Source organism: Enterovibrio norvegicus (genome assembly GCF_002876705.1).
Lineage (GTDB): Bacteria > Pseudomonadota > Gammaproteobacteria > Enterobacterales > Vibrionaceae > Enterovibrio > Enterovibrio norvegicus_B.
The window spans coordinates 28,788-40,873 of record NZ_MDAG01000022.1; the positions used below are offsets into that span (position 1 = coordinate 28,788).

Sequence of the window (12,086 nt, forward strand, 5' to 3'; positions counted from 1 at the left end):
GTGTTGAAATTAGCGTCCGTTCGGGCTTAGGGTGTTAATCGTAATGCGATAATGTTGTTGTTTGTGTTCGTACTGGATGAAGGCTGGCACCGTCCCCAATCTGAAGGGGTCATCATACTGTATTTCAACCACGGTTTCGCCGCTCGCATCGCGTAAGATGCGATGCTTATCTTGTTCGATCAGCGTCCAACCAATGGGCTTGAGATGCGGTGCCCACGCTTCAACAGGCCAGAGTGCAATCATCAAATTCATCAATATTTGTCGGCTGTCTGGTAGCACAATGCCGAGGCCGGCCAATGCATCTTCTTCAATACCACCATCCTGATAAGTGGCGGTTATTAGGCGCGTTCCCCATGCGGAAAATCCGACCAACACAACACGCTCAGAAGATATTTCTAAATGCACCGGAAGCGTGTGAGCTTCACTTTCCCAGTCTGCGTTAATGAGTTGGCTAACACTTACACTGCTGCCAAATTCTGCGGGGGTAGGCAAGGTGACCGACGCCCCTTTTGCTAATTCAACGTGGTTGTTAGATGCAGGCGTGCCAAAAAAGGTGGAACAGCCCATAAGGCTCATGGACAAGGCGATGAGAAACGCAAATCGTTTGATCATTTAGCGATAACCTTATTGTTTGCGCGAATCGCGATGGGGGAAAGGAGCCAAGCGGCACTGATACCCACGAGCACCGTAATGCCAAAGCTGTGAATGGCTTCTGTGTTGCTAAGGGACAGCAGACCAAACGCGAGCAAGGTGGTGAGCGCCGCTAAGGTGTTTGCTACCCACGCGCGAAGGCTGTCTTTCTGCTCGGCAAAGAAGAGGGCGTAATCAATGCCGATGCCCATCACCAGAAACAATGCCAGCAAGTTGAACAAGTTCATTGGCACACTGCTCAATGCCCCTGCGGCCAAGCCAACGCCTGCCGCCAACACGGGGGCGATAAGGATTCGGCACGCGTTTTTCACGCCAAAGCGAAGGCTAAGTACGATAAGAATGACGATGCACGACAACCCAATGAGCACGCTGATGCGCTGGCGGTAATCGCCAAACAGACGCGACACTTCCTCGGCTTTGTTGAGCCAACTGACATGGGAGTGATGAGCAAGGGCGGCTTTCACATTGGCAGGCGAAGACACATCTTGGAGCAACACGAGCGCTGCGGATTGATCGTCAATGTCACCGAGCCAAAGCGGTTGAAATTCACGGCCACTCGGTGACTGTAAAAAATCACGGAGTGTGAATGGTGTAAAAGCCTGTTTGAGTGTCGGAACCTCAGCCAAGCCGAGCTGCGTCGCCAGTTTTTCTGCCTGTGAGGCATAAAGCGCTTCGACGCGTTGATAGTTGTCTTTTTGTATCGACAAGGGCGGCACATAGTCGGCGAGGGTTTGGTAACCACTGATATCACCGAAGGCTTTAAGCGCATCAAGAGACGGCCTTAATGCATTGAGTGACGTGAGCACCGCCTGTTCGCTATTGCCGCGCACCAACAGCATAGGCTGACTGCTTCCCAGCCCTGCAATATCTTGAATTCGTTGTTCTTGTTGTTTGAGTGACGGTGGCAGTGACTGCAACTGCTGAATGTTGTCATCGTAATCGGCATACCCTAACCCGAGCGCGCCAATACCCAGTGCAATGCACACTACGCCCCGTTGCCATGAGGCGTTTTGCCAAGGCGCGAGACACCACGCCGCTGCGCGTTGCCATGGCAGCGTTCTTTTTTTTGCCGGCTTCGCGGCAAGTAAGGGATACCAGCACATCACGCTGAGGTATGCGCCAATGAGCCCTGCCGCTGAGAACACGGCAAGTTGCTGAAGGCCAGGGAAAGGCGCGGCAAACATACTCAGGTAGGCAATTAAGGTTGAGGCGAGGCCAAACGTGATAGGAACGGCGACCGCGCGCCAGCCAGCGTTGGCGTTCCATTTGTCGCCCATTGCCATTCTTTCGGTTAAGAAATGGAAAGAGTAATCGATGGAAACACCGATCAAACTGGCTCCAATGACCAGGCTGAATAAGTGAATTTGTCCAAAGACGAGCAAGCTGACAGAAAAGGCAGTGATAACCCCAGAACCAATGGAAAGCAGCGCGAGGTTAACGGGCAAAAGGCTGCGATAAACAAACAGCACCAAGAGCAAAATGCCTACCATGGACCCAATACCAATGGTGCTGATTTCAGACCGTGCACTCTCTGCGCCAAAGGCCGCGTAAAACACCGCCCCGGTATGCAGAACATCCACACCGTACTGCGTTTTCAGCTGCGCTTCTGCCTGATACAAATCTATGAGCTGTTCTTGTATTGGCACACTGTAGGCGCTGCCAGAAAGGTTTGCTCGTAGCAGCGTGTAAGTCTTGCCTTCGAACAGGGTCGTGAGCACATTGTCTTTTAAGGTAAAACGGCTATTTTGTGCACCGAGGTGTAATAAAACATCGCGGAACAATAAGAAAGGATCGTGTGCGAGCTCTGCCCCCGTGACGCCTGAGAAGGGGTTGTAGATAGATTGAATGACATACGCTGTTTGTGCGGCAGGGCTGTCTGTGAGCCTTTGATGTTGTTCTGTCGTCAGCAGTTGCGCTTTCACCGGCGCAAAGACAGTGCCCCACGAGTTTTGCTCATCGTCAGAAATCTCTGCTGTGACGCTATCAAACAACGGAAGGTGTGTTAGCTGGGAGGCAAGTGCTTTTGTGGCTTCAATGGCAACACTTGGCGACGCGTGACCGACAAGAATAACAACCTGATCTTCAATGTTCTCGGCCGCTTGTTGGAACGCCTTTTGTGCCAATGGGTCTTGTTGGTTTTTAGGCAGAAGATTGAGGACATCAGTGTCCAACATTGGCAAATCACTAGGCTGGCGCCAAAGTGAGGTTGCGAAGAGCAAAACAAGAACAAGCAACCAGCCTGTTGCTTTAGTCAGCAAATTCACCTAGTTCTTCTTCTGTCAGGTTCGTGGGTGTGAAGGTCACATTGGTAAAGCGAATCTCTGAATGATCACCTCTGACTTCGTGCAAGGTCAACATATCGATGTGCTCTGCGCCTTGAAGCGTGATTTCTTTAAATACCTGAGACAACGGCGGTTGCTTTGGGGTTAACACCAAATTCCACTTCTCTGTGGTTCCCGTTAGCTGCAAATCAAACTGCGCTGCTAGAGCGTCGGTATCACCTTGGAACAGAGACAAAAATAAACGACTGAAGTAGAACACCATCGGATTGTCATCCGCATTGACGATGTTGTCTGCTTGCCCAGGGATGCGCTGTGTCAGGGTTTTCCCTGTTAATACCAAGGACAGCGGAAAGGGTGTTGCTTGTTGCCACAATAGGCCGTCGGTCTGGCTCAATAGGAATGCACCTTGTGACACCAATGGCATGTCCAACATGGCGAGATGACGCGTTTGGGTAAAATCACCACGTGTGATGTCATGTGCTGAAAGGCGTGTCTGTAAATCAGACAAGGTTAATGCGTGCGCAGGAAAGACACACACAAACAGCAATAGCGCGGAGAACAAACGGCGGCATTTATTGAGCACTCAGGTACGCCTCGAGTTTTTGGGTAAAGACGGTCGGAGAGACAAAACACATCTCTTCTGTGTCGATGCTGACGGCCACTTGAATGGTGTGGCCTTTGGTTAAGCGTTTGCGGGTGGCTGCATCGTAAATCACGTAATCAGTGCGAAGACGGTTTTCCCATTCAGTGAGCTTTGCGGTAACGATGATGGATTGGTCAAACTTGATGGGTTTAACGTAGCGCACTGCCGCATCAATGATTGGCCACATGTAGCCTGACTCTTTCATCGCCATGTAGCCATAATCGAGTTGTTCCATCATGGCGCGACGGGCTTCTTCGAAAAAGCGGAAATAGTTTCCGTGGTAGATCACACCCATAGGATCGGCGTCCTGAAACGCCGTCCTTAGAGTAACCTCAGCCTGTAAAGTGGCTTCTGGCATACTAGTAAAGCTCCCAACCTTGATGCTGGATACGATCGATAAAGCGACGTAAATCCTGCTCCAACGGGCGGTCTTCAACCACGAAATCAAAATCGCTCTGCACGTCTTTCATCATCTGACGAAGTGCTGGGCTTAAGTGATTCATGTTGAGTTCGCCTTTGCGAATGCGAATTTCAAGCGCCTGTGTCGCTGCAAGCAAACTTGCGGCGGTGACTTGCTCTGTCAATTCCAGCACACGAAGACAATCGCGCGAGGCGATGGTGCCCATGCTGACTTTATCTTGGTTATGACATTCAGTGGAACGCGAAAAGACACTGGCTGGCATTGTGTTTTTCAGCGCTTCCGCTGTCCATGCTGAAATGCCGATTTGTACCGCTTTAAAACCATGGTTAATTGGCTTTCTCTCGCCTTCAGCGCCCGTGAGGTTAAACGGCAGTCCGTTGTTGAACTTGTAGTCCATCAATTGTGCCATTTGACGATCAAGCAGATCGGCGATGTTTGCTACCGCGGTTTTCAGTGTGTCCATTGCCATGGCAATGTGGCCACCGTAGAAGTGTCCGCCGTGTAGTACGCGCTCGTTATCACCATCAATGATGGGATTGTCGTTCGCGCTGTTTAGCTCGTTTTCGATCATTTGGCGCAGCCACGGCAGGGTATCTTGAAGCACACCGATGACATGGGGTGCGCAGCGCAGCGAATAACGGTCTTGCAGACGATCGCTGTTTCGTGGCGGACGATCGGCTTGCAGATCATCGCGCAACCAAGCCGCAATTTGCTGCTGACCTGGATGCGGTTTTACGGCAAAAAGGGCTTCATCAAAGTGGAAATCGTTGCCTTGCATTGCAAGAGAAACCATGGCGGTAATGCGCGTTGAAAGCTGGGTCAGGTACTCCGCACGTTTGAACGCAAGACACGCGAGTGCCGTCATGACTGACGTCCCGTTCATCATCGCCAAGCCTTCTTTGGGCTTGAGTTTGATGGGCTTAATGCCAAGCTCAGCAAACACTTCCGCCGTTGGGCGAATCTCACCTTTGTAAATCACTTCACGCTCACCGATAAGGGTCGCGGCAACATAAGAGAGCGGCGTTAGGTCGCCACTTGCGCCTACGGAACCTTCTTGAGGAATGCGCGGTGAGATGTCGTGATTGATCAAAGCAGTAAGTTGATTAAGCAGCTCCATGCTTACGCCAGATACGCCTTGGGTTAAGGAGTTCAGGCGCGTTGCCAATACAGCGCGGCTTTGGGCGTGGTCTAGGTTTTGTCCCAATCCACAACCGTGAAAACGCGTGAGGTGAAGGGGGAGTTCATCAACAAGAGAAGGCGGAATCGCCACGGTACAAGAATCCCCGTACCCGGTGGTGACGCCATAAATCACGCCTTCTTCTTTCAACAAACGCTCCAAGAACTTGGTGCCGCGGTCAATGCGCGCGCTGAATTCAGGATCGCTGTTTAATGCAGCGTGTTGTCCATTCGCGATGGCGACAACAGACTCGATGGTGAGCTGATCATCCCCAAACACAATAGGGTTGTCAGAAATCTTATTCATTATTTTTACCCGCTAACTGCCAGAAATTGAAAAAGTTGTACCATTGGAGTGGTGCTAAAAGGGTGTAGTGTTCCAAACGCGAAGCGTATTGTTGTACTACGTCTTGAAGTGCTTCTTCTCGCCTTCCGCGAGGCAGTACAATCGGGTCATGAAAAGGTTCGAAGTAGACGTTGAAGTGCGGACCGCTTTCGCTTTGGGCTCTGAGGCCAAATAGAAGAAAGACGGGGGCTTTCAATACCGACGCGAGCACAAAAGGACCTTGTGGGAATGGCGCAGGTTGACCAAGAAAATCGGCCATCACAACGCGCCCTTCGCGGGTCACTGATGTCCGGTCTCCAACGATGACAATCCATTCCCCTTGATCGATTTTCTGTTGCAACATGATCGCGGTGTCAGGGCCAAGGTTGGTCACTTGAATCAGGTTCACGGCGGAGTCTGGGTTAACAGCTTCCATTACCGAGTTAAATTGAACTGCATGTTCAGTAAACACCAAGGCGTTTATTTTCACACCTGTGTGTCGACGGCTCAACGCTCTACACAGTTCAATATTTCCCAGATGCGAGCCTAATAACACTGCACCTTTGCTTTGTGACACAGAGTCATGAAAATGTTCCGCGCCACTTATAGTTAAATTGCTCTCGTCGAAGTCACCTTGCCATGCCGCGAGTTTGTCGAGCATGGTTTCTCCGAAAGATAACAAGTGCTTATACGATGTCATCTTTTCAGGGAACGTGATGTTTTGCTCCACACCGTAGGCATTCAATCGCGCTAAATATTGCTCAGATGCGCGCTTTGCGGATTTGCCCGTTAGCCAGTAGTACGCCATGACGACGCGCAGAAGCAGGCTGAAAAACCCACGCCCTAATAAGCGGTAAGATCCGAGCAGGATTTTAATGCCGAGGATGGTGCCACGTTCTTTTTGCGTTGACCAATGCTTGGCTTTTCGACGCTTTCTGCTGAGCAAATGCGGAATTTTAGGAAACATCGAGAAGAACAATTTGCTGTGCATTTTGCTGATGCGCACGTTGTCTTTCAACGCATCGAAATGCGAGATGCCATCTTCTGGGTAGATCACCCGCGTATCAACAAACAAGATGTCAGTGTCGCCCCAGTAGAGGCGCACCATGATCTCAATGTCAAAATCCATGCGAGTGCCAATGGCTGCACCGTCGATGACTGCCAGCGTTTGCGTCAACGGATAGGCGCGAAAACCGCACATGGTGTCTTTGACGGAGGTCGAGAGGGTTTCTAACATCACCCAGAAGTGCGTGATGTAGCGACCATAGCGACGAGACGCGGGAATGGACGCATCATAAATCGGTTTGCCTGAGACCAAAGCATTCGGGTTGTTTTCCGAGGTGTGGATAAGCTCGGGTAATGCCTGCGTATCATGCTGCCCGTCGGCATCAACTTGAATTGCATGGGAGTAGCCCAGTCTCTGCGCTTCTTTCAGCCCAGCCATCACGGCGCCACCTTTGCCTTGATTTTCTTTCAAGGTCAGTAGGGTGACGTTAGGTAAAAGGGCGCTATAGGCCAGGGCGGCTTTGGTGTCAGCATTGCTACCGTCATCCACCAGCAACACGTCAAAACCAAAGGGCATCAACTGCTGAACAACACCATGCACCGTATTGCCATGGTTGTAGCAGGGGATCAGAAAACAGGGTCGATAACTACTCATACGACGTTAATCACTCATTGTGCCTGACGAAGGGTCACTCGGCCTGATGAGTGCGCAGTGGTGCCTGATTGATAGCTGAAATGCAGCTTTTCTTTATCGGGATGCCACGTGAGTGTTAGATCAACGGTTGCATCGGGCAAAATAGGCTCTTGGAATTTGATCACATCCATTCCGCCGAAGGTGCCATTAACGCCTAAGGTATAGCGCGCATAGCGCATCGCCAGATCAATTTGAGTCACGCCAGGGAGAAGTGCGAACACAGGAAAGTGGCCTTTAAAGTCTTCAAGGCTTGCGTCCACTTTCAAGGTTAATGTGGCGGTGTTCTCACCCAATGTTGTATTGAGTAAAGTGGGTTTTCTTTGCATGGTTTACCTGTTACTCGTTCGTCGACAATGCGGGTGAAAATAAAGATTCAATCACCTGTTGCTGTCGTTTTCCCTGACTATTTTGCGGTATTGCGTCAACAAATCGGAGTTGGCGAGGGATCGCAATCGGCTCTAACCAATCTCGAAGTTGTTGCCTCAGTGCGAGCTGAAATTTGCCTTTCCCAACGTCGGCAACCTTCCGCTGTCCTTCCGGGGATAATACCACGACTGCGGCAACAACTTGGCGCTCATCAAGTGACAAAACCAAAGAAGCAGCATCAGAAATCCATGTGTTTTCGCAAAGTCGTTGTTCTATCTCAGATAATGAGACGCGCTTTTCTTCCAATTTTATGACGCGATCTGCGCGGCCTTTCAGCACGAATTGGGTGTGATTGATGAGCTCGCAAAGATCAGCGGTTTGGTACAACGCATTGGCATCAATGTAGGGAGACAGTAAGCGCAGGCAGCCGTGCTCATCCAATTCGACACGAATGTCATCAAACAAGTGCCACGGCTGCGTTGAACTGGTTTGTTGTCTAAAGCCAATACCGCCGGTTTCTGTGCTGCCATAGACCTCGACGGGGCGCTGACCGAGCAACAGCTCACTGTGCGTTGAAGCATCAAAAGGAAGTGGGCCGCCAGAAGAAAATACCGCGCGATATTCGCCGTGTTTATGTTGGTCTTCTAAGCGTTTTAGCAACGCCGGGCTACTGATCAGCGTGGCATCAGATTGCGCCGCAGCGGTGACTTGTTCAGGGTAAACCAAGTCGCTGCATGAGAAAGCGCGGCCGGCGCTTAACGGCCAAAGTACGCGGAACAACAAGCCGTAAATATGCTGGTGGGATACCGTACTTTGAACGCGGGTGTTCGACAGTGATTCCCCCCATTGAAACTCAAGCTGGTTGAGCTCTGCTTGGAGCTGACTGAGCTGTTTCACGATGGCCTTTGGTGTCGAACTTGACCCTGATGTAAACAAGGTCAGCGTGACGCTATCGAAAGGGCTTGGCAGTGCACAATGAGCGTGAGCGTTTATCTCTGCGTTTGGAAGAGAGACAGCAGGGGTGTTTGCGAGCAGTTGAATGCGCTCATCATGCACAATGGCATCGAAATGCGGACGCAGTTCATTGAGCGCACCGGGCTGGAGGTTTCCCGGTAGCACAATGTTTTTTCGTGCGTGGCAAAGCGCCAAAAAAGCGGTCGCAAACAGGTAGCTGTCATCAAATGCCAAGGCCCAACGTTGTTCTTCTTTGGCCTCGAAGTGTGCAGAAAGTGACGACACGTCATGTTGAAACTGTGCCCATGTTGCCGTGTAATTATCACTGAACGCAACAGGGTGATCATGCGGGCGTTCACACGCCAGCAACTGTGTAAGAGGAATGAGAGACATTAGGACGTCTGAACCCTTTTTCTGACCACAAACTCAATGCCGAACAAAGCGCCCGCCGCAACATAGCTCAATAAGCCGTTGTAGAGTGTCCAAGATGTCAGGGGCATAAAACAGGTTGCTAACGCAATGCTGCCATTCACCAGAAAAAACACACACCAGATTTTGGTGACGTTACGGGTATAACGCACACCGGAAGGTGGGAGGTCGGGATCTTGCAACCGTGCGAGTCGTTCAATCATGGATTGAGATTGAGTCAGACTATAGGCAAACGCTGTCAGCATGACGCTATTGACGGCAACCGGGTAAAATAGCAGCCAATCGTGTTGTCGAAACAGATAGCCGAGAGACACGAGCACAATACCGATTGCGCCAGTGACGACAGCGAGGTGTTTCAATGGTCCACGATTGGCGAAATGACCAGAAGCGATGCGAAACCCAAAAAGGATGACGAGCACAAGTGCGAGGGGAGCGATCCCGAAGTTTGATAGTCCTGCGTATACCGCTAGCGGATAGGCGAGTAATAGCAAGCCCGCTAAAACGGTAAGTAGCCTCATTGGGCTTCAGAAAGAAGATTAACCACGGAATCAACAACGTCTTGTACTGTGCGTACTGATTTAAATTCTTCAGGTTTAATTTTTTTACCTGTGAGATTTTGCAGATGAACAACCAAATCAACCGCATCAATACTGTCTAAATCAAGTTCTTGGTACAGGTGGGTTTCCAGCATGATATCCGCCGGATCGAGCTCAAACAGCTCAACAAGAGCGTCACGTACCTGTTCAAACACTTGGGTTTTGCTTACTTCTGTCATTTTTTACTTACGCTTTGTTGGCAGAGATGAACGTAGCCAAGTTAGCGACAGAAGCAAAATGCTCGCGGGTGTTGCTGTCATCAGCATCCAGTACCACGTTGTACGCTTTCTTAATGGCTAGCCCAAGCTCTAGGGCATCAATGGAATCAAGCCCAAGTCCTTCTCCGAAAAGAGGGGCATCGGTTTCAATATCGTCAATAGTCAGATCTTCAAGGTTCAATGCCTCGATGATCAACGTTTTTAGCTCGTTATGTAGTGTATTCACCATAGCCTTCTTATGTTGAGTGTTGATGTTTGGAATTGTCAGTGTTTGGAAATAGTGCCGATGCCAGCGTTTTATTCAGCCGGCGGGCAAGTGTCGCTTCCGCTACATCACAATCTGTGAATTCACTCGCGACTATCTTACCTTTCACCTCCACATGAAAAAAGGGTCTCGTGTCTGGAACTTGATACCATTTCTTCTCTTTTGTGAGAAAACTGGGTGTGACGGTGATATGAATGATGCGGATATCTGTTTGTGTTCTTACGGCAATTTGTGAAGCGCCACGTTGCAACACGGACCGTTCATTGGGTGCGCTGCGCGTACCTTCAGGAAAAATGAGCAACACGTTACCGTCGCCAAGGCGTTCACTGCAACGTGAAAAAAGGTCATCGGGGCTGTTATTGGGTATGTAACCTGCGGCTTTGACGATGCCCTTCATAAAAGGGTTATGCCAGATGGCCGATTTCACCAAGCAATCACATTGTGGCAATTGCGATGCGATAAGTACGTAATCGATCAAGCTCGGATGGTTGGCGAGGATCAGGCAGTTTCTGTCTTCCTTTAGCTTCTCGCCACCCGTGATACGAAAGTCGATCGCACCTGTGTATTTCATGATCAAACAAAACAACAAGAAGGTTTTTTGAATAATCCGTTGAACGCGCTTTTCTCTGTCTTGAGGATCTTTTGCGGTAAAAGTCATCACAGGAAAAACGAGGAATGTCAGCAGTAATGCGCCAAACCCAAACAGGCTAAAGCAAAAACCAGTAGCAAAAACACGCCATCCTTTACTGACGGCTGTGATCATTTTTCTACCTGCTTGATGTGCCAGCGCCAAGATTGGCGTGCGCTTTCAATCTCAAAGTGGGTGCGTTGGTCAAGCCACTGTGAGTAGAAGGCAAGCCCTTGTGGTAAGTCTTTCTCTTGCGTGTGAGTAGCATTGGCATCATGGATTGGGCGTCGCTCAATACAGATGTCGTCACCTTTCGTTAGCAGCAGCCCTAGAGCGTAAGGCTTGAACACTTGCTGTTCAAATTCGCCATACGGTTCTGGTACGGGCGCATCAAAATCGATGACTAGCACGCGGTGTTCTGGGTGCTCGCTAAGGTAGATCGCCGCTTCCGTTAGGGCGCAGTGAAACGTATCTTCTCCAGCCGCCAATGAGGTGGCTGGCACAGGCGTTTTGGTAGCGATGGTGAACAAGCCTGCAGCCGTATTGTGAACCGATTGTGAGAACGCAGTAGGAGACGCGGGCTCTCCCAACTGGATGTCTTTTAACAAGGTCACTGTACGTTGCAGTTCGCCATGACGGCTTGAAAATACAACAAAATCAATGTGCTCATCGCGAGATAGCTCTGTGGCAACTTGCACGGCTAACTTGCTGATTGGGCTCATTCTTCGCTTCATCATCGCGGGAATGGCGTCAGTTCTAGGCACTGGTACATCGGCTGGCCAAGCGTGATTTTTCTGACACCAATTCTCCCATGCCTCAGTGTTTTCAAGGCCTGGTGACAGTGCATTTAGTCGTTGCAGATTGAATTGAATACTACTCATGGGAGGTGCTATAACGTCGTTGATTATGTTATTGATCAATTTTCTTACGGTTCGATCAATGTTGTAATGCATGATCATATCGTAATCTTCGGTATAGGTAATCAGCCCGCCTGTGAAATAACAAGGAGTGTGTCGTGAAAATTCAAAAATATCTGGTTTTACTTACTTTATCTGTCTTGTTAGTTGGTTGTGGTCGCGTGCAACCGATCAGAAATGTTGAAAATGCCCCTATCGCGTATAACCTGCCAGCGGCAACCGTGAAGCAAGCCATTCTTGAGTCTGGGTCAAACCGTGGATGGGTGATGACTGAGATTGAACCTGGCGTTATTCGTGGTGAGTTATTTGTACGTTCGCACAGTGCGGTGATTGATGTGAACTATAGCGATAAAGTGTATTCCATTCACTATGTCGACTCTGACAATTTAAAATATAGCGATGGCAAGATTCACCGTAATTACAATCGCTGGATCAACAACCTAGATGTAGATATTCGCAAAAAGCTCTCAATGCTGTCTGCATCTCAAAAGTAACTGATGTTAAGTAGTAGGTTTT

Annotated in this window: 14 protein-coding genes; 1 reads left to right on the forward strand and 13 read right to left on the reverse strand. The window is 49.8% G+C overall.

The window, feature by feature from the left end; translation table 11 throughout:
• Positions 1-9: 9 nt before the first annotated feature.
• Genes BCT27_RS13365 through BCT27_RS13425 form a run of 13 tightly spaced genes read right to left on the reverse strand, consistent with a single transcriptional unit; the run spans position 10 to position 11,612 of the window.
• Positions 10-612, reverse strand: coding sequence for a DUF3261 domain-containing protein (locus tag BCT27_RS13365; RefSeq protein ID WP_102396009.1), 603 nt, complete (start codon positions 610-612; stop codon positions 10-12).
• Complete coding sequence (locus BCT27_RS13370) at positions 609-2,915, reverse strand: MMPL family transporter (RefSeq protein ID WP_241908572.1); 2,307 nt, start codon at positions 2,913-2,915, stop codon at positions 609-611. Before BCT27_RS13370 ends, BCT27_RS13365 begins: the two co-directional genes overlap by 4 nt.
• Positions 2,899-3,516: a LolA family protein gene (locus BCT27_RS13375; RefSeq protein ID WP_102318173.1), complete on the reverse strand. Its 618-nt coding sequence runs from the start codon at positions 3,514-3,516 to the stop codon at positions 2,899-2,901. Before BCT27_RS13375 ends, BCT27_RS13370 begins: the two co-directional genes overlap by 17 nt.
• The gene (locus BCT27_RS13380) at positions 3,506-3,934 is read right to left on the reverse strand and encodes an acyl-CoA thioesterase (protein ID WP_026024715.1); all 429 of its coding nucleotides are present in this window, start codon (positions 3,932-3,934) and stop codon (positions 3,506-3,508) included. The genes BCT27_RS13375 and BCT27_RS13380 overlap by 11 nt, the downstream gene beginning before the upstream one ends.
• A 1-nt stretch (position 3,935) precedes the next feature.
• Positions 3,936-5,480, reverse strand: a complete 1,545-nt coding sequence (locus BCT27_RS13385) for an HAL/PAL/TAL family ammonia-lyase (protein ID WP_102318172.1) — start codon at positions 5,478-5,480, stop codon at positions 3,936-3,938.
• Positions 5,473-7,158 (reverse strand): glycosyltransferase family 2 protein, encoded by a 1,686-nt coding sequence (locus BCT27_RS13390; protein ID WP_102396010.1) that lies wholly within the window; start codon positions 7,156-7,158, stop codon positions 5,473-5,475. The genes BCT27_RS13385 and BCT27_RS13390 overlap by 8 nt, the downstream gene beginning before the upstream one ends.
• A 14-nt stretch (positions 7,159-7,172) precedes the next feature.
• A complete protein-coding gene (locus BCT27_RS13395; protein ID WP_102396011.1) occupies positions 7,173-7,523 on the reverse strand; it encodes an ApeI family dehydratase in 351 nt (116 codons plus the stop codon).
• 10 nt (positions 7,524-7,533) lie between these two features.
• Entirely contained in the window at positions 7,534-8,910 is a 1,377-nt protein-coding gene (locus BCT27_RS13400) for an AMP-binding protein (protein ID WP_102396012.1), read from the reverse strand.
• Positions 8,910-9,464 (reverse strand): COG4648 family protein, encoded by a 555-nt coding sequence (locus tag BCT27_RS13405; protein WP_102318168.1) that lies wholly within the window; start codon positions 9,462-9,464, stop codon positions 8,910-8,912. Before BCT27_RS13405 ends, BCT27_RS13400 begins: the two co-directional genes overlap by 1 nt.
• A complete protein-coding gene (locus BCT27_RS13410) occupies positions 9,461-9,721 on the reverse strand; it encodes an acyl carrier protein (protein ID WP_102318167.1) in 261 nt (86 codons plus the stop codon). The genes BCT27_RS13405 and BCT27_RS13410 overlap by 4 nt, the downstream gene beginning before the upstream one ends.
• Positions 9,722-9,728: 7 nt before the next feature.
• Positions 9,729-9,986: a phosphopantetheine-binding protein gene (locus BCT27_RS13415; protein ID WP_181163560.1), complete on the reverse strand. Its 258-nt coding sequence runs from the start codon at positions 9,984-9,986 to the stop codon at positions 9,729-9,731.
• A gap of 10 nt (positions 9,987-9,996) precedes the next feature.
• Positions 9,997-10,788, reverse strand: coding sequence for a lysophospholipid acyltransferase family protein (locus BCT27_RS13420; protein WP_102318166.1), 792 nt, complete (start codon positions 10,786-10,788; stop codon positions 9,997-9,999).
• Complete coding sequence (locus BCT27_RS13425; protein WP_102396013.1) at positions 10,785-11,612, reverse strand: beta-ketoacyl synthase chain length factor; 828 nt, start codon at positions 11,610-11,612, stop codon at positions 10,785-10,787. Before BCT27_RS13425 ends, BCT27_RS13420 begins: the two co-directional genes overlap by 4 nt.
• A 56-nt stretch (positions 11,613-11,668) precedes the next feature.
• Between BCT27_RS13425 and BCT27_RS13430 the strand changes: the two genes are divergently transcribed.
• Positions 11,669-12,064, forward strand: a complete 396-nt coding sequence (locus BCT27_RS13430) for a hypothetical protein (protein WP_102318164.1) — start codon at positions 11,669-11,671, stop codon at positions 12,062-12,064.
• The last annotated feature ends 22 nt before the right edge of the window (positions 12,065-12,086 follow it).